Genomic DNA, 24,856 nt, shown 5'->3' with positions numbered 1-24,856 from the left:
TGACGGTTGGTTGCCGGGAGGCTCGATGCGTCGTTTCTAGACGAGAAATGGCAGCAACCGCAACGCCAAAAGATGGACAGAAGGGCTGACATGATCGCAGCGCCGGATGCGTGACCGGTGCCAATTGTTTGGCCGACCGAACGCCGGCAAGGCGGTCAAGCTATGCCGAGCGGCGAGCGCGAGCCCTGCTCTCCCAGCGGTTCAGCATCTGACCGAGCTCGCTGGTGGCAACCGGCGTAGCCGTGCCAGCGATCGCGATATCGTTGGTGTTGGCTGGTGCGTTGGCACTGAGCCAATCCGGCTCGCTGTACTCACGCCAGCGGCGCGCCTCGGCTCGTCTTTTTCGGGAGACGTAGTCGCGGGTGAAATAGCCGGCCGCAAATGCAATCCCGAGCAGCAAAACCAGTACGACGACAGCGACCACAGTAAACTCCGACTTACGCCCCGAATGACGTTCTGCCAGCATCGCGCAGGAGGTCAAGGCTTGACATTCCCCTGCTTGGCAATGTCCCGAAGACAGCTCCGGTAAACCCCGTCACGCCTGATGAATTTGTCGTTTCCATGTTCGACGTTGCAGCGCTTTGCCGCCCCGATCTCGCTGAGGATGCGTACCTCCCCCTCGCAACCGTCATCGGACCGGACTAACCTTGCCCTGCTCGGCCGGATCAACCGGCTAGCCGAACATGACCGGGAGGACGCGATGACACGCCAAAAGCAGCGTGACCAGGATGCTGCGCTTTCACGACGAACGCTCGTTCAGGGGTTTGCGCTCGGCGCCGCCACTTTTGCCGGCGCCGGCTCCGCGCTGGCCCAGACCGGACCAGCCGCACCGCCGACGACGATTACCACCCCGCCACGCGATTTCGGTCCCAACGGCGCGCCGACCACCTATTTCTGGGACCCCGATGTCGTCACAGTCGATCCGTCCTTCAACGATCTCGCGCAGCCCAACACTGCGATCAAGCGTCTCTATACGGGTTTGCTGTGGGCTGAAGGCCCGGCGTGGAGTGCACAGGGCCGCTATCTGCTATGGAGCGACATTCCCAACAACAGGCAGATGCGCTGGAGCGAAGACGACGGTCGCGTCAGCGTGTTCCGCTCGCCGTCCAACAATTCCAACGGCAACTCGTTCGATTTCCAGGGCCGTCAACTTTCCTGCGAACATTTGACCCGGCGGGTGACGCGTTATGAACATGACGGCACCGCGACCGTGCTTTGCGACAATTACAACGGCAAGAAGCTGAACTCGCCGAACGACGTCGTCGCGCATCCTGACGGCAGCTACTGGTTCACCGATCCGCCCTATGGCGGCCAGCTCTACGAAGGTGAGCCCGATGCCGCGGGCGGTCCGAGCAATTCCGGCGGCAAGCTCAATCCTCGGATTGGACAGCCGGCCGGCTTCGCACCGGGCAAGCGCGAGCTTCCGACCAATTGCTATCGCATCGACCCTAGCGGCCGTGTCGATCTCGTCGTCACCGAGGAGCAGGTGCCCGATCCCAACGGGCTGTGCTTCTCGCCGGACTTCAAGAAGCTCTACGTCGTCTCGACTGGCAAGGGACCCGGCGACACCGGCCCCGGCGGCAAGGGCGAAATATTCGTGTTCGACGTCGGCGCCGACAACAAGCTCACCAACCACAAGCGGTTCAGCGAGTGCGTGATTGACGGTGTGAAGTGCGGACCGGACGGCGTGCGCTGCGACGTCAACGGCAATGTCTGGGCCTCCAGCAATGCCGGCCGCGCCGTCGGCTACAGCGGCGTGACGACGTGGTCGCCGGAGGGCAAGCTGCTCGGCCGCATCCGGTTGCCCGAAGTGTGCGGCAACGTCTGCTTCGGCGGCCCCAAGCGCAATCGCCTGTTCATGGCGGCGAGCCAATCGCTCTATGCGGTGTACACGGCCACGCAAGGCGCCGGACCGGGCTGAGCCCGCGCGCAAGATCGCAAGCACGGGCGTCGGCGTGGATCGCCGGCGCCCGCGGTTCCCTGATCGCAATCAAATTACGCCGCGGGCAAATCTCCGCCATTAATCCAACGAAGATTGAATCGCGCGGCAAGGCCGCAGCGCGGTGCAAAGGCATGATGCTCTTCGTTCTCGCGCCCGACTTGAACCGGGAGTTGCGCGATGCGCCGTATGCCGAACGACACCATCATCGTCAGCGTGGGGAACCAGCAATTCGTGACGGAGTTCGGAGACCCGGGCCTTCCGAACGGAGGCCGCGGCGGCAGCGACAGGATGATCGCGACCGTCGACGGTGGCAACGCGGTCCTGATATTCGTTGGCGACGACCAGACCCTCCAAGGACATTCTCACGGAGGAGGCGACCATCTCGCCGCGACCGTCACAGGCTTCGGGGACTACGTGTTCCTGGACGGCGATGCGCAGGCGATGTCCGGCGACGCCCATGGCGGCAACGATGTACTTCATGTCGATGCATCGACATCGATCTACGCGTCTCTCGGCATTTTTGGCGATGCCGAAAGCGCGATGTCGGCCGACACGAGCGGCGGCAATGACGTCGTCATTGCATCGATGGGAAACAGATCGTCCGGCACGTTCAGCGGAGACTCCGGCAGTTCCATGAGCGATCACGCGCGTGGCGGCAATGATATTCTCAGCGTGACCCAGGTCGGCAGTTACGGCGGCGCTTCGATATCAGGCGATGCCCTCGTCTCCATGAGCGGAGATGCGCACGGCGGCAACGACATCCTCAGCTACACCGTCGGCGCCGGAGCCCAATCCGGCGCCGCGTCTCTGGTCGGAGACGCCGGCTACATGAGCGACGATACCCACGGCGGCAACGATATCCTGATCGCTGCCGTCGACGGCAACCCGGACTCCACGTCCATCGTGCTCGTCGGAGACGCCTCGAACATGTTAGGTAATGCGCATGGCGGAGATGATATCCTCCTCGGCAGCAGCCGCGACGATTTGCTGTATGGTGATGCACAGACCTACGCTCCGTTCACGGCAGGCTCAATCACGGGCGGCAAGGACATGCTGAATGGCGGTGGCGGAAATGACCAGCTCTGGGGCGGACCGAACGACGACAGATTCGTCTTCAACAAAGGTTCAGGCCTGGACGTGATCAACGATTTCGACCAGGGCAACAAGGCTGTCACGGCGCGAGAGCATGATTTGATCAATTTGCACGATTACGGCTTCGCAGACTGGGCGGCGCTGAAAAGCCTGATCAGCGATGACAGCACAGGAAGCGCGGTGATCCACCTGACGGCGACCGATACGATTACGCTGGAGGGGATCCATACCGCGGATCTCCATGCAAAGGATTTCATTGTATGAGAGAGCATTCGTGCGCGTTGTGATCTGCGGCGGCGGCGTCATCGGCGCCTGCACCGCCTGGTTTCTCCGCCGCCGCGGCATCGACGTCATCGTCGTGGAGCGCGCAGACGTCGCGGCCGCAGCATCAGGCAAGGCGGGCGGCTTCCTCGCGCGCGACTGGTGCGAGGGCTCGCCGCTCGATGCGCTGGCGCGACGGAGCTTTGCGATCCATGCGCAGCTGCCGGAACAGATCGCAGGCGATTGGGGCTATCGCCCGATGACCGCTTATAGCGGCTTCGTTGCCGCCGATGGCCACCCGCCCCGGGATGCACCGTCCGCGCTCGGCTGGCTCAGCAACGGCGTCATCATCGCCCAGCGCATCGGCACGATGGAGACCGCCGCGATCGTTCACCCCAAAAAATTCACCGTAGCCGTGATGAACGCGGCGATCGCGCTAGGCGCCGAGCTTCGCACCGGCCAGGTGACCGGCATCATGCGCGATGCGGGCGGCACGACCGCGACAGGCGTCGAGGTCGACGGCCGCATCGTCGAGGCGAACGCCGTCGTGATCGCGATGGGACCATGGTCGCTGCTCGCGGCGCAATGGATGAGCCTGCCCGCTGTCTACGGCCAGCGCAGCCCGAGCATCGTGTACGACACCGACACGGATGTGCCGGCCGATGCGCTGTTCGTGGAGTATGAAGAGAATGGCATTGCCGTGTCGATCGAGATCTTTCCTCGCGCCGACGGCAGCACGCATATCACCGCTCTCTCCGACATCGCGCCGCTTCCGCTGGATCCGGCTGCCGTGACGCCGGACCACGACGCGATCGCGCGCCTGCAAACCATGTCCGAGCGGCTGTCGCCGCTGTTCCGCTCCGAGAGGATCATTGCGCAACAAGCCTGCTTCCGGCCGGTGACACAGGACGGCCTGCCGCTGATCGGCAAGGTGCCGCGAAGTGAAGGTCTGTATGTTGCGACGGGGCACAATGTATGGGGCATCCTGAATGCGCCCGCCACGGGCGAGGTCATGGCGCAACTGATCGCGGAGGGTGCGACGCGCAACGTCGACATCTCGCCATTCGATCCGGCCCGGCTCGCGCCGCTCGATCCATCGCTGCTGCAAGCGCGCTGAGCCGACGCGACGGCATCGCAATTCAGCGTTCCGGTTGCTGTGCGCCCGCGATAGCTGCGCATGCCTACCGACGAAATCTGCATGCCTGCGCGTGAAACGGGTCCGACAGCTTTCCTGCCCGCTATTGCCCAGCGCTAGACTTTAGTTCGTGCCTCACAATCCTGAACGCGGTTTCACTTGCCGAGAATGTCTCCGCCGGTATAGTCGCGGCATAATGGCTCATAAGAGGCCTGTTAAGGGAGAGAACAAGATGAAGAAACCGCTCTCTGTTGCGTTGCGAATAGCACTCGGTACCGCCGCGGCCGCTGTGTTGATGACGTCAGGCGCGGCGCTTGCGGCCGACCCGATCAGGATCGGCGTGATCGCGGAAGCGCAGGCGATTGCCGGCGCCTCCATCCCCCAGGCGGCACAGCTCGCCGCCGACGAGATCAACGCCAATGGCGGCGTCGACGGCCGCAAGATCGAGATCGTCTCTTACGACAATCATTCCTCCTCGGCAGATTCAGTGCGCGCCTTCCAGCGCGCGGTGAACGAGGACAAGGTCAATGCGGTCATCGCCAGCTACATCAGCGAAGTCGTGCTGGCACTGGAGCCCTGGGCCTCGCGGCTGAAGACGCCGTTCGTCACGCCCGGTGCCGCCTCCAACGAGATCAGCAAGAGCGTCCATGCCGACTACGAGAAGAACAAGTACACCTTCCACGGCTATCTGACCTCCGCCGCGCTGGCGCTTTCCGTCTGCGACGGCGCCAAGGACCTGCTCGTCGACAAGATGCACATGAAGACCGCGGTCATCATGAGCGAGGACGCCGCCTGGACCAAGCCGCTCGACATCGGCTACGAGGAATGCCTGCCCAAGATCGGGCTGAAGGTGCTCGACCACATCCGCTTCTCGCCCGATACCACCGACTTCACGCCGATCTTCAACAAGATCGAAGGCTCCAAGCCCGACGTGATCATCACCGGGATCTCCCATGTCGGCGTGCAGCCGACGGTGCAGTGGAAGAACCAGCAGGTGCCGATCCCGATGTTCGGCATCTCCTCGCAGGCCACCAACGAGACCTTCGGCAAGGACACCAATCAGGCGGCCGAGGGCGTACTCTACCAGGGCGTCTCCGGCCCAGGCGTCGCGGTGACGCCGAAATCAGTGCCGTTCGCCGAAGCCTTCAAGAAGAAGTTCGGCAACTATCCCTCCTATGCCGGCTACACCGCCTATGACGAGGTCTACTACATCGCCGATGCGGTGAAGCGCGCGGGCTCGACCGACGCCGACAAGCTGGTCGCCGCTCTGGAGACGACCGACTGGGAAGGCACGATCGGCCGTGTCCAGTTCTACGGCAAGGACGATCCGTTCACGCACTCGATCAAATACGGCAAGGGCCTGATCACCGGGCTGATGCTGCAATGGCAGGACGGCAAGCAGAGCGCGGTCTGGCCCAAGGAAGTCGCCAAGGTCGACGTCAAGTTCCCGAGCTTCATCAAGCTCTCGAACTAGCAGGACACGCTCCCGGGACCAGCTCCCGGGAGCTTCCACATGCGGCCCCCGCAGCACGTTGCTCCAGCAACATCGTCTCTCATAAATCGGATTGCCAACCCTAGATGCGTGCTTTCCAGATTCTGATCGATGGCTTTGCCATCAGCGCTCTCTATGCTCTCGGTGCCACCGGCTTCACGCTGATCTTCGGCGTCTCCGGCGTCCTCAACCTCTCCCACGGGGCCATCATGGTGGCGGCAGCGGTGGCGGCCTGGGCTGCCGCCAGCATCCTGAATGTCGGCACCTATGCCGGCGCACTGATCGGCGTCGGTGTCGCCCTCCTTACATCCTTTGCGACCTATTTCGCGGTGGTGAAGCCGATCCAGGATTCCCGGCGCATCCCGAATGAAGAGAAGGAGATCTTCGTCCTCACCGGCACGCTGCTATGGGGGATCATGATCCAGGAGGTGATCGCTTATTTGTTCACCAACAACGCCAAGACCGTGCTGCCGATCGTCGAGGGCGTGGTCGAGATTCTCGGCGTCCGCACGCCCAGGAACGAGATCTTTACCGCGATCGTGTGCTGCTTCGTCATCGCTCTGTTGTGGCTCCTGGTGAACCGCACCCGCACCGGCAAGGCGGTGCTGGCGGCCTCGATGAACCCACGCGGCGTCACCCTGCTCGGCCTCGAGCTCACCAACATCTACGTCGTGGTGTGGGCGATCTACGGCATCCTCGCCGGCATCGCCGGCGTGCTGCTCGGAATGTTTCTCGGCGTCAGCTCCTACAGCGTCGGACCGCTGACCGCGAGCGCGTTCTCGATCGTCGTGCTCGGCGGCCTCGGCAGCGTCTCCGGCTCGCTGATCGCAGCCTTCGTGGTCGGCTATCTCGAAACGCTCACGGCCTATCTGGTCTCGCCAGCCTACCGCACCATTCCGGCGCTGCTGCTGCTCGTGTTCGTGATGTACATCCGGCCCCAGGGCCTTCTGGGGAGGCGCTGAGATGGCCAGCTTCTTTACGACACGCCTGTTCTTCATCTCATTCGCGCTCGTCGTCATCGCGGCGACGCTGCCGCTCTACGTCTCCGGCTACGTGCTCGGGCTTCTCACCGTCGCCTTCTATTTCGGCGTGTTTGCAATGGCGTGGGACCTGCTGTTCGGCTTCGCCGGCGAGGTCAATTTCGGGCCGACCTTCCTGATCGGCGTCGGCGCCTACACCGCCGGCATCCTGAATGCCCAGTTCGGCTGGTCAGTCTATCTCTGCATCGTGCTCGGCGCGCTCGCCTCCGTCATCGCCGGCCTCGTGCTGGCGCTGCCGGCGCTTCGGGTGCGCGGACCGTATTTCGGCCTGACCACGCTGGTCGCGGTGCTGATGCTGCAGAATTTCATCGTGGTGTTTGCCGACCTCACCGGCGGCGAGATCGGCTTGACCATTCCCGACGTCATCTCCATCAACGCCGGCGTCAATTACTGGATCGCGCTCGGCTTCATGACGATCTCGGCGGCCATTCTCTATGGCCTGTCGCAATCGCCTGTTGGCCTGGTGCTGCAAGCCAGCGGCCAGGACCCGGTCCAGGCCGGCGCGCTCGGCTTCAACATCGTCAAGCACAAGCTCGCCGCCTTCATCGTCAGTGCGTTCTTCTCGGGGTTATCAGGCGCGCTGCTGGTGTTCTACTTCGGCACCGCCTCGGTCGGCACCGTCGTCGACGTCGCGGTCGGCGTCAACGTGATCGTCTCGGCCGTGCTCGGCGGCCGGCGCACCGTGCTTGGCGCGGCACTCGGCGCGATCTTCCTGATCGTCGCCGGCGAATTCCTCAGGCCCACCGGCGAGCTCGCGACCTTCATCGTCTCAGCTGTCGCGCTGCTCGTCGTGCTGTTCTTCCCCGGCGGCTTTCTCGGAGCGGCCCTCTCGCGTGAGGCGCGCTCGTGATGGATATGCGATCTTCAAACCGGGCCGTGCTCGAAGTCCGCGGCCTGACCAAGCGCTTCGGCGGACTGACGGCGGTGAAGAACCTCGGCTTCGAGGTCAATAGCGGCGAGATCTTTGGCCTGATCGGCCCGAACGGCTCGGGCAAATCGACCGCGATGAAGAGCGTCATGGGCATCGAACGCCCGACATCAGGCGAAGTCGTATTCGAGGGCGAGAACGTCGCGGGCTTGCCGGCGCACAAGATCGCGCGCAAGGGCTTTGGCATGGTGTTCCAGCATTCGCGACCGCTGAACCGGCAGACTGTGCTGGAGAACATCATGGTCGCGCTGCTGCCGGACAGCCTGTTCATGCTGTTTCCGGACAAGGCGCTGCTCGAGCGCGCCAAATGGATCGCCGATCGCGTCGGGCTCGGCAACGTGATGAACCGCCGCCCGCCGACGCTGCCCTTCGCCGACTTGCGCCGGCTCGAGCTGGCAAAGGCTATCGCGCGCGATCCCAAGGTCGTGCTGGTGGACGAGCCCTTTGCCGGGCTGACGCGGGCCGAGGTCGAAATGTTTTCCGACCTGATCCGCAGTTTCCGCGACGAGGGCCGCGCGGTGATGCTGGTCGACCACAACGTCAAGAGCGTCGCGGCGTTGGTCGACCGCGTGCTCGCGATGTATCTCGGCGAGGAGATCGTCACCGGCAAGGCCGAGGACGTCATGAAGAACGAGACGGTGCGGCGGGTCTATCTCGGCGGCGCCATCGAGACCCATGCGCGGCCCGAGACCAGCTTCAAGGACAAGGTGCCGCTGCTCCAGGTCGAGAATGTCAGCGTGTTCTACGGCAAGGCGCAGGCGCTGGACAACGTCTCGATCCACGTCCATGAGGGCGAGTTCGTCTCGATCGTCGGTCTCAACGGCGCCGGCAAGACCACATTGTTCAACACCATCTCGGGCTTCCTGCCTTATAGCGGCGAGATCGTGCGCAACGGCGAGAAGCTGCGCGGCACGACGCCGGCGAAGATCGCCCGCAGCGGCCTCGTGCAGTGCCCGGAATCGCGCGAGCTGTTCGGCGAGATGAGCGTGCGCGAAAACCTCGATCTCGGCGGGCAACATCTGGCCGACGACAAGCGCGCGGCACAGCTCGCCTGGCTGTTCGAGCTATTCCCGATCCTGAAAGAGCGTCAGGGCCAGATGGCGCAAACGCTCTCCGGCGGCGAGCAGCAGATGCTTGCGATCGGCCGCGCGCTGATGATGCAGCCGCAGATCCTGATCCTGGATGAACCGACGCTGGGTCTCGCCCCCGTCATCCTCGAACTCCTGTCCAAGGCCCTAACGAGGCTGCGGCAGACGACGTCGATTACGGTGCTGCTCGGCGAGCAGAACGTGACCTTCGCGCTTCCGCATGCCGACCGCGTCTATGTGCTCGAGCATGCGAGGATCGTCTGGGAGGGCGATCCGGGCCGCTTCGCCGCGGAGGCTGGCGCCGATTTTCTCTAGTTCGCCCATACCAACAACAAAACAAGCAAAAGGAAACGACCATGCGACCATCGAAGAGTTTGAGCGGCAGCTTCCTCCTCGCCTCCGCGCTGGCGCTGTGCCTTGCTGCTCCCGCCTATGCGCAGTCGAACGATCCTATCAAGATCGGCGTCATCGCCGAGGTGCAGTCGATCGCTGGTGCCGCGACGCCCGGCGGCGCGCAGATCGCCGCCGACGAGATCAACGCCAAGGGTGGCATTCTCGGCCGCAAGATCGAGATCGTGACCTACGACAACAAGAGCTCCTCGGCGGACTCGGTGCGCGCGTTCCAGCGCGCGGTGAGCGAGGACAAAGTCTCCGCCGTGATCGCGAGCTATATCAGCGAGGTCGTGCTGGCGCTCGAGCCCTGGGCAGCGCGGCTGAAGATGCCGCTGATCACCCCCGGCGCGGCCTCGAACGAGATCACCAAGGCGATCCATAACGACTACGAAAAGAACAAATACACCTTCCACGGCTATCTGACCTCGGCCGCACAAGCGCAGCTCGTCTGCGACGCCGCCAAGGATCTGCTGGTCGAGAAGCTCAAGTTCAAGACGGCCGCGATCATGAGCGAGGACGCCGCCTGGACCAAGCCGCTCGACGTCGGCTACGAAGCCTGTCTTCCGAAAGCAGGCCTCAAGGTCGTCGAGCACGTGCGGTTCTCGCCCGATACCACCGACTTCACGCCGATCTTCAACAATATCGAGGCCAAGAAGCCGGACGTGATCGTCACCGGCATCTCGCATGTCGGCGTGCAGCCGACGGTGCAGTGGAAGAACCAGCAGGTGCCGGTCCCGATGTTCGGCATCAGCGCGCAGGCGCTGAGCCCGACCTTCTGGAAGGACACCAATGGCGCCGCCGACGGCGTGCCGTCGCTGGCGGTCGCAACGCCCGACGTCGCCGTGACCTCCAAGACGAAGCCGTTCGCGGCCGCCTTCAAGGCCAAGTTCGGCTCGCCGCCGGCCTACACCGGCTACACCGCTTATGACGAAGTCTACTTCATCACGGAGGCGATCAAGCGCGCCGGCTCGACCGATCCGGACAAGATGGTCGCTGAGCTCGAAAAGACCGACTACGAGGGCACGATCGGCCGCATCCAGTTCTACGGCAAGGACGACGAGTTCACCCACGGCATCAAGTCCGGTCCCACGACCGTATCCGGTCTGGTCTTCCAGTGGCAGGACTCCAAGCAGGTCGTGGTCTGGCCCGAGAAGATCGCGGAGGGCAAGCTGAAGTTTCCGAGCTTCGTGAAGCTGTCGCAGTAACACGCCACGCTGGGGCACCAGGGCCCCGTCCCGAGCGCCCCATCGCCCTTGCATGGCCCGTCGCTTCAATCGCGGCGGGCCTTCGCTTTGTGCAGAACGCAACCGGTGCGCTGGCATCTGTGGACCCATCCTGCGATCCTGCCGTTATCTCCCATGCGTGGGCCGGAGCAGCGAGATGGACGACCGATCAAGACACCCCGATGGCCTGATGCAAGACGACGGCTTCGTTCGCGTACGAGGTGCGCGTGAGCACAACCTTAGGGACGTCGACGTCAGGATTCCGCGCAACGCCCTCGTCGTGTTCACCGGCGTGTCGGGCTCCGGAAAGTCCTCGCTCGCCTTTGGGACGATCTACGCCGAGGCGCAACGGCGATATCTGGAATCGGTGTCGCCTTACGCGCGCCGTCTCTTCCACCAGATGCAGATCCCTGAGGTCGACGACATCGAAGGCCTGCCGCCCGCCGTAGCGCTCCAGCAGCAGCGCGGCGCGCCGACGACGAGGTCGTCCGTGGGCAGCGTGACGACCATCTCGAACTTGCTCAGGATGCTCTATTCCCGTGCCGGCGATTACCCGCGCGGACAGCCGATGCTCTATGCGGAATCGTTCTCGCCAAACACGCCGGAAGGAGCCTGCCCGACCTGCCACGGTATCGGCAGGATGCTCGACGTCACCGAAAAGTCCATGGTGCCCGACGACACCAGGACCATCCGCGAGCGCGCCATCGCGGCGTGGCCGAGTGCCTGGCAGGGGCAGAACCTCCGGGACATCCTGACCACGCTGGGCTACGACGTGGACAAGCCCTGGCGTGAGCTGCCCAGGAAGGACCGCGACTGGATCCTGTTCACGGAGGAGCAGCCGACCGTTCCGGTCTATGCCGGTTACGACTTGGCCGAAGCCAAACGGGCCCTGCGCCGCAAGGAGGAGCCGAGCTATCAGGGCACGTTCACCGGCGCCAAGCGCTACGTGATGCAGACCTTTGCCAAGTCCGAGAGTGCGATGATGAAGCGCCGCGTCGCGCAATTCATGATCACCCAGGACTGCCCGACTTGCCACGGCACGCGATTGAAGCCCGAGGCGCTCAAGGTCAAATTCGCCGGACTTGATATCGCCGAGATGTCTCATCTGCCGCTCAAGAAGCTGCAGGAGGTAATGAAGCCTTTCGCAAAGGCTTCGACGGATGGGGCATCGGAGAAGACGATCGTCGCCAGGCGGATCTGTGAGGATCTGTCGGCGCGGTTGGCCGTCCTGCTCGACCTCGGCCTCGGCTATCTCGCTTGCGAGCGCAGCACGCCAACGCTGTCGCCGGGCGAGTTGCAGCGGCTGCGGCTTGCGACACAGGTCCGCTCCAACCTGTTCGGCGTCGTCTACGTGCTCGACGAACCGTCGGCGGGTCTGCATCCTGCCGACACCGAGGCGCTGCTGCGGGCGCTGGACCGGCTGAAACACGCGGGCAATTCGATCTTCGTGGTCGAGCACGAGATCGAGGTGATCAAGCATGCCGACTGGCTGGTGGATGTCGGGCCTGATGCCGGCGAAGGCGGCGGGAACATCCTCTATAGCGGACCGCCCTCAGGACTCGGGCAGGTCGCGCAATCGCGAACCGCCCATTATCTCGCGCATCCACGAAAGCCGCTGCCGATGGTCCGCCGCCAGCCGAAGGCGCATCTGAAAGTCCGGGGTGTGACCCGGAATAATCTCCGCGGCCTCGACGTCGATATCCCGCTCGGCGTTCTCGCCAGCGTGACCGGCGTGTCGGGCTCCGGCAAATCGAGCCTGATCAGCCAATTCCTCGTCGATGCCATGGCGGAGCATCTCGGCCATGCACGGGCTGCGGACGCGGACGACGATAGCCTGGCACCCACGGTCGAGACATTGGGCGGCGAGATCGTCGCCGGCCTCGACCAGGTCGATCGTCTCGTCGTGGTGGATCAGAGGCCGATCGGCCGCACGCCGCGATCCAACCTTGCAACCTATACCGGCCTGTTCGACCACGTCCGGAAGCTGTTCGCCGTGACGCCGCAGGCAAAGTCCCGCCGCTACGATGCCGGGCGCTTTTCCTTCAATGTCGCGAAGGGCCGATGCAGCACCTGCGAAGGCGAAGGATTTGTCTGCGTCGAGCTGCTGTTCCTGCCCAGCGTCTACGCACCCTGCCCGACCTGCAAGGGCGCGCGCTACAATGACAAGACGCTGGAGGTGAAGATCCGCGGAAAATCCATCGCGGATGTGCTGGCGATGCGCGTCGACGAAGCCTTCGAATTCTTCCACGAAGATCCAACCCTCAACCGGTCGCTATCGGTCGTCCGCGAGGTCGGGCTCGGCTATATTCGTCTCGGTCAGTCCGCCACCGAATTGTCGGGCGGGGAAGCCCAGCGCATCAAGCTTGCGACCGAGCTCATGCGGCCGCAACGCGGTCACACGCTCTATGTCCTGGACGAGCCGACCACCGGTCTTCATCCCAGGGATGTCGAGCGGCTGATCGCCCAACTCGAGCGCATCGTGGACGCCGGCAACAGCGTGGTCGTGGTCGAGCACGACATGGATGTCGTCTCTCATAGCGACTGGATCATCGACCTCGGTCCCGGCGCCGGCGAGGAAGGCGGCCGTATCGTGTCGTCGGGGACGCCGCGAGAGGTCGCCGCGGCCGGCGGGAAGACCGCTGGCTATCTTGCCCGTCGCTTGAAACAGTAACGGGCGCGCTCATCACCCATTTCGCAATTGCGTTCTGCGTCGCGGAGACCGGACCCCGACTTTCGCCATGTTGACTTTCCGCCGCCCCGCTCCCCATACTTCGAAAAAGAATAACAAGACTAAATCATAAGACGATCTTTGAGGGAGGATAGGATGCCCACTTCACGCAGGCAGCTGCTGAAGAGCTCGGCGGCTGCCGCCGCCGCACTCAGCCTCGATTGGACACGGGCCCAGGCGCAAGCCGAGAATTTGCGCATCGGCTTGATCTACGACCTCACCGGTCCGTTTGCCGCCGGCGGCTCGGTCGCCTCCTCGGTCGGCGCGCAGATCGCCATCGACCTCGTCAACGAAAAGGGCGGCATCGGCGGCAAGACCAAGATCGTGCCGGTCGCGGCGGACTCTCAGAGCAAGGCCGACGTCGCCATCAACGAGGCCGAGCGGCTGATCAGCCAGGAAAAGATCGACATCATCAACGGCGTCTATTCCAGCGCGCATGCGGTGCCGATGGCGGCGAAGGTCGAGCAGCAGAAGAAGATCCTCTGGATCACCACCGCGGTCTCGACCGCCGTGTTCAAGGACAAGAACCTGCAATATGTGTTTCGCGCGCAGATCCATTCCGATCAGTACGGCCAGGCCTTCGCGGGCTTCGTCGCCGAGCACGCGCAAGGCAAGCTCGGCATGGACCCGAAGGACGTCAAGGTCGCGCTGATCCACGAGGACGGCCCTTACGGCGTCGGCGTCGCGGCGGCCGACGAGGCCTATGCCAAGCAGGCGGGCATCCAGGTGGTGATGCGCGAAGGCTATTCGGCTTCCGCGCCCGATCTCTCGGTGCTCGTGACCAAGCTCAAGCGCGCCAAGGTCGATGTGATCTCGCACGCCGGCTACAACCCCGACATCACCCTGTTCCTGCGCCAGGCCCGCGAGAGCGGATTGCGCTTCAAGATGCTGTTCGGCGCGGGCGCCGGCTACAGCCAGCTCGACAAGCTGCGCGCGACCTTCGGCCCCGACATCGACAATTTCTGCAACATCGATCCGGTGCCGGCGCAACTGCTCGATGCCTCCAAGCTCGCGCCTGGAATCGGCGACCTGACCAAGACCATGGTCTCGCGCTACCAGGCCAAGACCAGCGCCACCGACGTGCCGCCGCATTGCTCGATGGGTTTCAACCAGACCTGGATCTTGCTCAACAACGTGCTGCCGGTCGCCAAGGAGAAGTACGGCAGCTTCGAGCCCGAGGCCATTCGCAAGGCCGCGCTCGACGTCGACATTCCAGCCGGCGGCACCATCCAGGGCTATGGCGTGAAATTCTTCCCGCCGGGCACGCCGATGTCCGGCCAGAACGAGCGCTCGACCCCGGTGGTGATGCAGAATGCCGGCGAACACATCTCGGTGGTGTGGCCGACGAACATCCGGACGCGGGACCCGGTGTTTCCGCTGCCGAAGGGCTCGACCTACGGGACGTGAGGCTACGCGCCGCGCCGACGGTGCACCCTTCCCCCTTGTTTGCGGGAGAGGGGGCTCGCCGCGAAACGGCGAGACGGGTGAGGGGTTGCCTCCGCGAGCAAACCTCTCTCATTTTAAACCGCGGAGAGAACCCTCATCCGGCGCTATAGCCGAAGCTACGCTTCGGCGTTCTTGAGAACGGCGGCCGAAGGCCGCCTATGCCACCTTCTGCCGCAAGGGGAGAAGGATTGGCACCGTGCCTGCGGCTAGCTCAGTGAGTTCATCACGCCCTACATCACCACCTTTCGTCCCTCCTCCGCCGCCCAGTATCCCGCGTAGTTCACCTTGATTGTCTCGTACGCCAGCGCGAGGTCCGACAGCGGCTGCCGTCCCGTCGCGGCGCATTCCATGAAGTCCTGGATCTCCTGGAGATAGCCGCGCGTCCACTCCTCTTCGAGGCAGACATATTGCCAGCCGGTTTTGCGGTCGACCTTCTCAGTGATGTAGACGGAGGCGAGTTTCTCCTCGGAGGTCTGGTAGCTCATCAGATGATTATTCGGCGTGATGTTGGCGAACAGCGAGCCGCCTGACGTGTAGGTCTCGATCAGATTGCGCACGCCGCCCATGATCATGTCGCCGGAGAACACGGTGGCCTTGGTGCCGTCCGAAAACGTCGCGGTCAGCGTGCCCCAATCCTCGACGTCGACAGGATTGGCCTTGATGTAGGTGCGCTCCTCCGGCTTGAGGATGGCCGTGACATTGCCGACATCGCCGCTGACGCTGGCGACGCGGATGGTTTCACCGCGCGCCTTGGCCTCGACCTGCTTGAGATACAGCACCGCCGAGAGCGGATGGCAGCCCATCCGGATCAGCGAGCCGCCCCCGGTCATCGCCCATTGCGCGGCATGGGCCGCATGCGATCCGGAATGGCTCTCCTCGCCCTTCATGAACAGGATTTTGTCCTTGGTCGCTCTCAGAATCTCCGCGGTCTTGGTCACGGCCGGCGCGTAGATCCAGTCCTCGGCATACATGAAGAGCTTTCCGGTGCGCTCGATCGCGGCACGCGTGGCGTCCATCTCTTCCAGCACGCGCTCATACATCAGCGCCTTCGGCACATGCCTGCCGATCGGCTGCCGGTCGCCGTCGCGGCCGAAATAGCCGGCGAACGGCTTTTCGCAGATCACATGCTTGCCGGCCTGCATGGCGGCGACGATCATCCCCGCATGAAGATTGGGCGGCGTGCAGATGTCGATGACATCGAGCTCGCGGTCTGCGATCAGCTCGGCGAAGCTGCGATAGACCCGTTGGATCTGGTGGCGGCCGGCGAATTCGACGACATGGTCGCCGCGCGCAGCGACCGCCGCGACCTCGACATCCACCCCGTAGACGCGCCGGAACGCATACATATGCAGCTCCGACACGAAGCCGCAGCCGACGAGTCCCACCCTGATCCTGGCCATAGCGCCCCCCGCTTTGGGCGGCACTATAGCGTGCTGGCAGGTCTATTCCACCGAGACCCGCACCACGCCGGCGCTCATCATGCCCAGCGCCTTGGCAGCCGGCACCGAGAGATCGACGATGCGGCCGCGGATGAAGGGGCCGCGATCGTTGACGCGGCACTGAATCGAGCGGCTGCCGTAGGACACCCTCAGCACGCTTCCGAACGGACGCGTCCGGTGCGCGCAGGTCAGCTCACCTTTCCCGGCTTTTCCGTAGCTGTAATAGGAGGCAAGCCCGCTTTCGGCCTGGGCAAAGGAAACTGCAGAAAGCGAAAACGTAGCAAGGCAAGAAAATAACGTGGTCTGCGCTCGCACGGCACCCCTCCGGGTTGGCCTGCCCCGGGCGCAAACGTTTGTCGGTTCCCGTGGGTTCCTGAGCCACTGCCGGGCCGCGCCCGGCAGTGCCATCACAGTTCTGTTACTGTTTGTGGAATACGAGCGTCCGAACCTCGATGCTCTCGCGCGGCGCGGCATCGGCCGGCGTGGTCGGATCGACGAACGCGGCGTGCGGCCCGAAGCGGGTGCGGCCATCGGTTGCGGAATCGTAGCACTTGAGCAGCAGTGCTTCGTCCGCCGTCATCTCGGGGAAATAGAACCAGCGATGGTTCGGATTGTATTTCACCGAATAGATTTCGCCGCGACGGTTGGGATAGATCAGATCCGAGGCGACGAGATCGTCGGGCGCAACCGTCGTGCCGTCGGCCATCGCCAGCGGCGAATCTCGCAAAGGACCGCGGATCGGCCGCCACAGATTGATCACCTGGACGCGGCCCTTCAGCAACTCTTCGGCCTCGTCGGGCAGATGCTCGCGCACGCGGTTGGCGCCTGAGACGGCGGTCTGATCCACGTGGACGCGCGTTGCCGGCTGACGCGGGCCACCGTCGCGGATGTCCGCGGCACCCTCAACGCGCCTGCGCACGGTATGGTCGAAGATGACGACGCGGTCGGCTTTCAGCGTTGCGCGCAGGAAGGCCTCGACGGCGGGATAGTAGACCGCCTTGATTTCCTCCTCATTAGAGAAGTCCTTCACCTGATGTGGATGCCGCACCAGCGCAAAGCCTTCGCGGTCGAGCGAGATGTTTTGTGCGATCAGCCGGGCATCGAAGATCGGTACCTGATGCGGCTCCGGCAATGACGTGCTGTTGGGCTCGCCAGGCGGTGGATCGAAGGCGTAAGTGCGCGGCTTGCCCGAAACCGGCGCGAGGTAATTGAGTTCAGCGGTGACGAAGGGAAGCGATTCGATTTTTGTTTCTTGCAGGCCCATGGCCGGTCTCCCGATGTGGTCGTCTGGATGATTTTTGAAGACACCGGGCGTACTGCAAGGGAGTTGGTGCAAATAGCAATGCGAGTGCTGTCGCTGGCATGAAACGCAGAACAAACGCATCGCGAAATCCGGCCGGGTTGGAATGCGCTCTGCCCGCTTCACGGATGCTTGAGAGCCTTTTGAGATCTCGTGCCCCGGACGCAGCGCATCACGCAGTGGTACGCTGCTGAGCCGGGGCCTATCTCACCGGGAGCATCTGTGCGGCATGGGTCCCGGCTCTGCGCAGTAGCGATCTCGGCCGCCTCGAGCTTCTGCTTGATCAGACCCCAGTGAAGGTAGAGGTCGATTTCGCTCTGCTCGTCCGCGACCAGCCGAACATTATCGCGTCGGCCAGCATGAGACGGATCATTCCGCCGCCTCGCCGCGAACAGGCTGGCGCTTGGCGATCAGCTCGCGCGTCAGCGGGATCAGCTCACGGCCATACTCGATGGCATCGGGAAGCGGATCGAAGCCGCGGATCAGGAAATGGCTGACGCCGAGGTCGCAATAGTCGCCGAAGACCTCGGCGACCTGCTCGGGCGTGCCGACCAGCGCGGTGGTGTTGCTGTTGGCGCCGGTGAGCTTTGCGATCTCGGTCCACAGCCGCTTGTCGATGCGGCTGCCCTGGTCGGCGAGCGAGAGCAGACGCCGCGCGCCAGCGGTGGCATGGCCGTCGGCGGGCTTGCGATAGCCGGTCTTGTCCTGGAGCGCGGTGGCGCGCGCAAGAATCTCGTCCGCCTTTTCCCAGGCCTGCTTCTCGGTCGGAGCGATGATCGGCCGCACCGAGAGGCTGAAGCGCGGCGTCCGACGGCCCTGCCTGACGGCCGCATTGTGAACCCGCGAGGTGACGTCGCGCACCTGCGCATAGGATTCACCCCACAGCGCAAAGGTGTCGGCATGCTTGCCCGCGACGTCGATCGCAGCGTCAGAGCCACCACCGACGAAGGTGTAGATGCCGGCCTTCTGCAGCGGCTTCACCTGCGAAAAACCGTTCTCGACGTTGTAGTACTTTCCGCTGTAGTTGAACGGCTTCTCGCTGGTCCATTCCAGCTTCACCACGTCGAGAAACTCGCTGGTGCGGGCGTAACGCTCGTCCTTGTCGTCGAGCGTATTGCCGTCCTGCCTAAGCTCGGCTGCATTGCCGCCGGTGATGACGTGGAGCGAGACGCGGCCTCCATAGAGTTGGTCAAGCGTCGCAAGCTGCCGCGCGAGCAGCGTCGGCGCGGTAAAGCCCGGTCGCTGCGCGATCATCACTTTCAACGATTTGGTGATGGTCAGCACATGCTGTGCGACCTGGAGCGCATCGGGCGTGGTTGAATGGAACGCCAGCAGCGCACGATCGAAACCCGCGAGCTCATGCGCCTTCGCCACCGTCTCGATATAGGCGGCATCGAGCACCGGGCCCTGGCGTACGATGGTCTCGGAAGCATTGCTGTTGGCGATAAAGCCGATGAACTCGACCGACATGATGTTCTCCCTGAATGTTTGGCGGCAGGCTAGAGGCCCAATGCGGCACGGCCGAGGCCGGTGCGCGTGGAATCGTCCTGCGGCGTGTGCACGCGACCGCACAGGACGTCGCGATAGTGCCGCTCCAGCGGATTGGCGCGGGACAGGCCGTGATTGCCGGTCAGCGACAAGGCATTCTCGACCGCGGCGACGGCGTTATTGGTGACGGCCAGCTTGATGACGTTGGACTCGGCCGCGGAAAGCGCGACACCGTCATCGAAATCACCGGCAAAGGATGCGATCAGCCGTGCATTGACGATGAGCCACGCCTCGATCGCGCCAAGGATCTCCTGCGCCCGCGGCAAGGTCGCAAGCGGCGCGCCCAGGCTGGCAGGGACCCGCTGCTTCAGGAACCCGACCAGCCAGTCGCGTGCAGCCCGCGCAACGCCGTCATAGATCGCGGCGACAAAGATCGTGTGGACCGTCGCCTGCGCCACATCAGGTGCGCGCCAGTCCGCCGGCTCGCGCACATCGATCTCGGCATCGAGGGGTATCACGACGTCCTCGAAGATGACGTCGTGGCTGCCGCTGGCCCGCAGGCCGTGATGATCCCATGTCTCGACGATGCGCGTGCCTGGCAGGCCCGCCGGCACCAGGAACTGTCCAACGCGCGGCTCGGCTTCGTCCGTCCGCGCCCAGACCAGATACCATTTCAGGATCGGCGATCCCGTCGAATAGATCTTGTGCCCCGAGAGCCGCCAGCCGGTCTCGGTCCGACGTGCAATGGTCGCGGGCAGGCCGCCGCGCGCAGGCGAGCCCAGTTCGGGCTCGACGCGGAGCGCATTGACGAGCGCAAGGCCTTCGACGCTCTCGCGCGCGAGCTTGCGCGACAGCCGCGCCGGCCAGGTCGGGCTCCGTGCCATCACCAGATGGTTGATATAGTGCATCGACAGCACCAGCGCGGTCGACGGATCGGCCTTGCCGATGATGCCGAGGACGCGTGCGGCGTAGCGTGCGCCCGCCCCGCTCCCGCCATGGACGGCGGGCACCGTCAGAGACAGCAGGCCCGCCTCGGACAGCTCGCGAAAGTTTTCGAAGGGGAAGCTGCCGGTGCGATCGTGCTCGGCCGCGCGGGCGGCGAAAGCCTCGGCCAGCGCCTCGGCACGTGCGATGTAGTCGGGCTCGTGATGCGCCGCGCGTCCCTTGGCGATCGAAGTCACCATGTCGCGTCCAATCCGAGCAGGCCAAGGATCTGGCGGCGCAAATCCACCAGATACGGATCGCCGCGATGGCGCGGATAGGACCGGTCGACACGGATGTCTGCCTTCACACGCGCCGGGCGGTCGCTGAACACGATGACGCGGTTGGCGAGCACCAGCGCCTCCTCGGCGTCATGCGTCACCAGCAGCGTGGTAAAACCCTTGCGCTGCCACAGTGAGACCAGCTCGGCCTGCATGGTGATGCGGGTCAGCGAGTCGAGCTTACCGAGCGGCTCGTCGAGGATGAGGATTTTGGGATCATTGACCAGCGCACGGGCCAGCGCGACGCGCTGCGCCATGCCGCCCGAGAGCTGGTGCGGATAGGCATTGCGGAAGGACGATAGCCCCACGAGATCGAGCGCGGCATCGACGCGGTGACGCTGGCTCTTCAAGATGCCCTGCGCCTCCAACCCGAGCGCGACGTTGTCCCAGACCGTGCGCCAGGGAAACAAGGTGGGATCCTGGAACACGACGACGCGCGACGGGTGCGGTCGCGTGATGCGCGCCTCGTCCTCGCGCAGCGTTCCGGACCGGGGCTTGTCGAGGCCTGCGACGAGGCGCAGCAGCGTGGACTTGCCGCAGCCGGAGGGGCCGAGCAGCGCAACGAACTCGCCCGGCTCGACGGAGATGCTGACGTCGCTGAGCACCGGCAGCTCGGCGCCGTCGATGTCGAAGGCGTGGCTGACCTGCTCGATGTCGAGCGCGGCACCGGCCGCCGGGTGAGCGTCGAAGTCAGCCAGTGCGGTTGCGGCTACCATTTCACGGTCCCCTTTTGCCAAACCAGCAGGCGATCGCGGATCGCAAACAGCAGCGTGATCGCGCCGGAGCAGAGCAACGACATCACGATCAGCGCCGCATACATGTTGGCATAGGCGGCCCAGCCCTGCGCCCATTGCAGGTACCAGCCGAGCCCTGCCTTGACGCCGATCATCTCGGCGACGACGAGCACGGCAAAGGACGAGCCGAGCCCCATGAACAGGCCGACGAAAACGTGCGGCAATGCCGCGGGGATCGCCACCTTCAGCACCAGGAAGGACGGCTTTGCCCCGAGCGTCCGCGCGACGTCGTAATAGGCATTGCTCACACTCGCGACACCCGACCAGGTCAGCACGGTGACCGGGAAGCCCGTTGCCAGCGCGATCAGAAAGGTCGAGGCGCTCCAGCTCGACGGAAAGGTGAAGAAGGCGATCGGCAGCCAGGCGGTCGCCGGCAACGGGCCGATGAAGCGCAGCACCGGATGCACCCAATAGCCGACCGCGCGCGACCAGCCGATCGAGACGCCGGTCAGGAAGCCGACCGTCGCGCCGATCAGATAGCCGCCGAGCTGGAGCTTGACCGAGGCGAACACGCTGTCGAGCAGTTTTGGCAGATCGTCGGTGTAGACCTCGATGATCGATTGCGGCGGCGGAAAGAACGGCAACGGTAGCCAGGCGAATTTTGCCGTCGCGACTTCCCACAGGGTCAGGACAACGCCGAGCACGACGAGCCACGGCGCGCGCTGGCGCAAGGCCCGGCCCGTCGAACCGAGGTAATCGGCACCGACCGTCCCGAACAACGCGATCGCTGCGATGACAAACGCGGCAATGCCGAGCGAATGGGTCCGCGACCACTCGCCGACGTCCTCCCACCACAGGCAGGACAGGCCGAAGGCAATCCACGCCGCGCTGGCGAGAATGCCGACACCGGAGTCCCGGACCCAGCTCGTCAGCCAGGGTGCGCGCGAGAGACTCGGCGCGCCGGAGGCAAGGCCGTCAGACAGCGAATACGTCGACATAGATGGGCTCCGCGAATCTGGCCGTGTCGGTGCTCTGCTTGAACACCTGCACGCTCTTGAGATCGTCGGCATAGGCCTTGAGCTCGCGCTTCAGCACTTCGCCGACGGGATGATGATGATGGGTGTGGTAGCGCACCATGCCCTCGATATCCGTGAGCGACGCCGTCTTCGGCGCGTAAGGCTGGAACGATTTCGCCGTCACAGACGGATTTTGCGCGGTGAACATCGCGGCATCAAGCAGCGCCTGCGTCAGGGCGCGCGCGACCAGCGGCTCCTCGCGCACCAGGCTGCCGCGCAGGCCGAGGATGCAGCAGCTCTTGTCGCGATACTCGCCATCGAGATTGGAGGCGACCTCCTTGTACTGGCTGTCCTTGAGCCAGAGATAACCCAGCGGGTCGGACGACAGGAATGCCTGCACCTCGCCCTTCTCGACGGCGACGTTGAGAAGGTTGCCGGGATAGGCGCGCCAGTCGACATCCTTGTTCGGATCGATACCGAGCTTGGCGAGCTGAATGGAGAAGAAATTCTTGTCTGGGCCGCCGAGATCACCGACCGCGACGATCTTGCCCTTGAGATCGGCAAGCTTGCTCACGCTGGAATCGGCGCGGGTCAGGACCCGCATGCAGCCACCGTGGGTGCCGGCGGCAATCTTCACATCAAAGCCCTGCTCCAGCGGCTTTAGCCAGCGCAGCGCCATGCCGAGACCGGCATCGCTCTTGCCGGTTGCGATGGCCTCGAGCAGCTGGTCGGTCGAACCGGAATAATTGATGAGCTCGATGTCGAGATTATGCTTCTGGAAGAAGCCGTGCTCGATGGCGACCGGCACCGGGGCGAGACAGACCGCGCCCGCGTTCCAGGATAGCTTGAGCTTGCGCGGCGCGCCGGTGAGCGCGGGCACATCCGACGCAGTCCGGCACAGCGGAAACTCCGAGAGATCGACGCCGGGCGCGATTGTCCGCGGCGCAAAGGCCTGTGCCGCACCGAAGGCACCGAGCGGCGCAGCGAATGCCGCAGCTAATCCCGCCTGGAGCAAATGGCGCCGGTCGAGCCTCGATCCGTCGCGCTTGTCGTCGTCGTTCATCCGTCAACACTCCTGCGCTGGCACGGCTCCGCCATCGGCACAACAGCTTGCGTTGCGCCTGTTCCGTGCGGACCTGCGTCGAGAGAAAATCTTTTCGCCGGCGCCTGCTCGGTGCCTTGATGCGATGCGCAAATCATGCGGCGCGTTCGCCGTATCGTCAATGAAATGGAATTTCGAATGTGGCACGAAGCGAAGTCATTCTCTCCACCGGTGCGTGCGAGGACGACGAAAGGATTTCCGCCGATGGATCGATTGACGGAGCACGGGGCTACTCCCTCTCCTGCTTCATTTTTGCGCAGCATCAGTGGCGCATACCGCACGTTCTCGAAATCGGCGCCTCGCCGAAACGTCCTTGCCGATCGCGCGCGCAATACGGTTAGCCATTTCATTGACCGCGCATCATGCGGCCATAGACTTGATCGTCTCGCTGCATCGTTCGCTCACGCGTCGTGGGCAAAGCAACAAGACAGGCCACATGAGCATCAACTCCCTCGATCATTCCATCACGCGCCGGCTCGCTGCATCGCTGCTTGCCGCCTCCATCACCCTGTCGACGGCCGCGGCGTCGTTCGCAGCCGATGCCGTCGTGCTGCGGGTCGGCGACCAGAAGGGCGGCAATCGTTCGCTGCTCGAGATCTCGGGCTACGCGAAGGATCTGCCTTACAAGATCGAGTGGTCGGAATTCCCCGCGGCAGCTCCAATCCTGGAGGCGCTCAACGCCGGCGCGCTCGACGTCGGCTACACCGGCGACCTTTCATTCCTTTCCGTCTACGCGGCCGGCGCGCCGATCAAGGCGATCGGCGGCACAAGGTCGGATGCCAAGACACAAGCCATCCTCGTGCGCCAGGATTCGCCGATCAAATCGGCGGCCGATCTCAAGGGAAAACGCCTCGCCGGCACGCGCGGCGGCTGGGGCCAGTTCCTGATCGACGCGACGCTGGAGAAGGCGCAGATCAGGCTGGAGGACGCGACGTTCGCGCCGCTCGGCCCGGTCGACGCCAAGATCGCGCTGGTCGCGGGCTCGATCGATGCCTGGGCGGTGTGGGAGCCCTACGTCTCGTTCGCGACGCTCAAGGACAAGGCCCGGGTAATCGCCAACGGCGAAGGCCTGACGCCGACCATCACCTTTATCGTCGCCTCGGACAGCGCCATCGCTGGCAAGCGTGCGGCGGTGCAGGACCTCGTCCAGCGGCTGAACAAGGCGCGGCTGTGGTCGCTGGATCATCTCGGCGAGTATGCCAAGAGCACGGCCGAGTTGACCAAGCTACCGGAGGACGTGCTGCTCTCGGCCTATACCGCGCAGCGCACCAGCCCGATTCCGATCGATGAGAACGTCGTGAAGGAGGTGCAGGAAGCCTCCGACCGCTCGACGCGCTACGGCATCCTGCCGAAGAAGCTCGACGTCAGCAAAGCCGTCGACCGCAGCTTCACCGCTGCGGCCGCGGGATCGAACTAGGCGGAGGCGGCGGGATGCGCGGGCTCCGTCTCAACGCTGGCCCGCTGCATCTCGCCGCGATCTTACTCGCGCATTTGGCCTGCATGAGCCTGATCGTGTGGCTGTCGCTTTAGACGCCAGCCAGGACCCCCGCTCGCCGGCCCGGCCTTAAGGAAAAAATCAGGACAACATAAGGAGCCCATAAGGACTTACGAGACGCCGCTGGCCTAGCATCGACCGTGTGATCGCGTCGGTAACAGGATGCCTCATCCCGCGGCTTGTCCAGGCAATCACAACTCGCTCTCGGGTTGCCGATCCCGACTGGACGGGCTTACAGTGATCCGCCCTGCG

General features: G+C 64.2%; 20 protein-coding genes. 11 read left to right on the top strand and 9 right to left on the bottom strand.

What is annotated here, in order from left to right; translation table 11 throughout:
- Positions 1-160: 160 nt before the first annotated feature.
- Positions 161-424 carry a hypothetical protein gene (locus tag BcanWU425_RS11735; RefSeq protein WP_018457498.1) on the bottom strand — a complete coding sequence of 88 codons (264 nt, stop codon included), beginning with the start codon at positions 422-424 and terminating at the stop codon, positions 161-163.
- 276 nt (positions 425-700) lie between these two features.
- Between BcanWU425_RS11735 and BcanWU425_RS11730 the strand changes: the two genes are divergently transcribed.
- The 10 genes from BcanWU425_RS11730 to BcanWU425_RS11685 all read left to right on the top strand — a co-directional run bounded on the left by BcanWU425_RS11730 (position 701) and on the right by BcanWU425_RS11685 (position 14,729).
- The gene (locus BcanWU425_RS11730; protein ID WP_085350211.1) at positions 701-1,921 is read left to right on the top strand and encodes an SMP-30/gluconolactonase/LRE family protein; all 1,221 of its coding nucleotides are present in this window, start codon (positions 701-703) and stop codon (positions 1,919-1,921) included.
- 198 nt (positions 1,922-2,119) lie between these two features.
- On the top strand, positions 2,120-3,298 hold the full coding sequence (locus BcanWU425_RS11725; protein WP_204512007.1) for a calcium-binding protein: 1,179 nt from the start codon (positions 2,120-2,122) through the stop codon (positions 3,296-3,298).
- 10 nt (positions 3,299-3,308) lie between these two features.
- Positions 3,309-4,412: an NAD(P)/FAD-dependent oxidoreductase gene (locus tag BcanWU425_RS11720; RefSeq protein WP_204512008.1), complete on the top strand. Its 1,104-nt coding sequence runs from the start codon at positions 3,309-3,311 to the stop codon at positions 4,410-4,412.
- A gap of 250 nt (positions 4,413-4,662) precedes the next feature.
- Positions 4,663-5,904, top strand: coding sequence for an ABC transporter substrate-binding protein (locus BcanWU425_RS11715; protein ID WP_026233384.1), 1,242 nt, complete (start codon positions 4,663-4,665; stop codon positions 5,902-5,904).
- 104 nt (positions 5,905-6,008) lie between these two features.
- Positions 6,009-6,884 (top strand): branched-chain amino acid ABC transporter permease, encoded by an 876-nt coding sequence (locus tag BcanWU425_RS11710; protein ID WP_018457493.1) that lies wholly within the window; start codon positions 6,009-6,011, stop codon positions 6,882-6,884.
- Between the two features lies 1 nt (position 6,885).
- Positions 6,886-7,812, top strand: a complete 927-nt coding sequence (locus tag BcanWU425_RS11705; protein WP_085350215.1) for a branched-chain amino acid ABC transporter permease — start codon at positions 6,886-6,888, stop codon at positions 7,810-7,812.
- Positions 7,812-9,293, top strand: coding sequence for an ATP-binding cassette domain-containing protein (locus tag BcanWU425_RS11700; RefSeq protein ID WP_204512009.1), 1,482 nt, complete (start codon positions 7,812-7,814; stop codon positions 9,291-9,293). The genes BcanWU425_RS11705 and BcanWU425_RS11700 overlap by 1 nt, the downstream gene beginning before the upstream one ends.
- 41 nt (positions 9,294-9,334) lie before the next feature.
- A complete protein-coding gene (locus BcanWU425_RS11695; protein ID WP_026233382.1) occupies positions 9,335-10,576 on the top strand; it encodes an ABC transporter substrate-binding protein in 1,242 nt (413 codons plus the stop codon).
- Between the two features lie 175 nt (positions 10,577-10,751).
- Positions 10,752-13,265, top strand: coding sequence for an excinuclease ABC subunit UvrA (gene uvrA / locus BcanWU425_RS11690; RefSeq protein ID WP_204512010.1), 2,514 nt, complete (start codon positions 10,752-10,754; stop codon positions 13,263-13,265).
- Between the two features lie 153 nt (positions 13,266-13,418).
- The gene (locus tag BcanWU425_RS11685) at positions 13,419-14,729 is read left to right on the top strand and encodes an ABC transporter substrate-binding protein (protein WP_018457488.1); all 1,311 of its coding nucleotides are present in this window, start codon (positions 13,419-13,421) and stop codon (positions 14,727-14,729) included.
- Between the two features lie 269 nt (positions 14,730-14,998).
- Here BcanWU425_RS11685 and BcanWU425_RS11680 read toward each other — a convergent pair whose 3' ends face one another.
- From BcanWU425_RS11680 to BcanWU425_RS11645, 8 genes are all read right to left on the bottom strand, one after another.
- Positions 14,999-16,168, bottom strand: coding sequence for a Gfo/Idh/MocA family protein (locus BcanWU425_RS11680; RefSeq protein WP_204512011.1), 1,170 nt, complete (start codon positions 16,166-16,168; stop codon positions 14,999-15,001).
- 42 nt (positions 16,169-16,210) lie between these two features.
- Entirely contained in the window at positions 16,211-16,522 is a 312-nt protein-coding gene (locus tag BcanWU425_RS11675) for a septal ring lytic transglycosylase RlpA family protein (RefSeq protein ID WP_026233379.1), read from the bottom strand.
- A 103-nt stretch (positions 16,523-16,625) separates the two neighbouring features.
- On the bottom strand, positions 16,626-17,471 hold the full coding sequence (locus BcanWU425_RS11670; RefSeq protein WP_204512012.1) for a CmcJ/NvfI family oxidoreductase: 846 nt from the start codon (positions 17,469-17,471) through the stop codon (positions 16,626-16,628).
- 405 nt (positions 17,472-17,876) lie between these two features.
- A complete protein-coding gene (locus BcanWU425_RS11665; RefSeq protein ID WP_018457484.1) occupies positions 17,877-18,977 on the bottom strand; it encodes an LLM class flavin-dependent oxidoreductase in 1,101 nt (366 codons plus the stop codon).
- A gap of 29 nt (positions 18,978-19,006) precedes the next feature.
- Positions 19,007-20,179, bottom strand: coding sequence for an acyl-CoA dehydrogenase family protein (locus tag BcanWU425_RS11660; protein WP_204512013.1), 1,173 nt, complete (start codon positions 20,177-20,179; stop codon positions 19,007-19,009).
- Positions 20,173-20,973 carry an ABC transporter ATP-binding protein gene (locus BcanWU425_RS11655; protein WP_018457482.1) on the bottom strand — a complete coding sequence of 267 codons (801 nt, stop codon included), beginning with the start codon at positions 20,971-20,973 and terminating at the stop codon, positions 20,173-20,175. The genes BcanWU425_RS11660 and BcanWU425_RS11655 overlap by 7 nt, the downstream gene beginning before the upstream one ends.
- Positions 20,967-21,989, bottom strand: a complete 1,023-nt coding sequence (locus BcanWU425_RS11650) for an ABC transporter permease (RefSeq protein ID WP_085385146.1) — start codon at positions 21,987-21,989, stop codon at positions 20,967-20,969. Before BcanWU425_RS11650 ends, BcanWU425_RS11655 begins: the two co-directional genes overlap by 7 nt.
- Complete coding sequence (locus BcanWU425_RS11645; protein WP_231190463.1) at positions 21,967-23,070, bottom strand: ABC transporter substrate-binding protein; 1,104 nt, start codon at positions 23,068-23,070, stop codon at positions 21,967-21,969. The genes BcanWU425_RS11650 and BcanWU425_RS11645 overlap by 23 nt, the downstream gene beginning before the upstream one ends.
- A gap of 475 nt (positions 23,071-23,545) precedes the next feature.
- Between BcanWU425_RS11645 and BcanWU425_RS11640 the strand changes: the two genes are divergently transcribed.
- Positions 23,546-24,526, top strand: a complete 981-nt coding sequence (locus tag BcanWU425_RS11640; RefSeq protein WP_204512014.1) for an ABC transporter substrate-binding protein — start codon at positions 23,546-23,548, stop codon at positions 24,524-24,526.
- The last annotated feature ends 330 nt before the right edge of the window (positions 24,527-24,856 follow it).

Origin of the sequence: Bradyrhizobium sp. WU425, assembly GCF_021052305.1 — a bacterium.
Lineage (GTDB): Bacteria > Pseudomonadota > Alphaproteobacteria > Rhizobiales > Xanthobacteraceae > Bradyrhizobium > Bradyrhizobium canariense_D.
The sequence above is the reverse complement of the archived record's forward strand: the minus strand, read 5'-3'. Positions and strand labels throughout refer to the sequence as shown.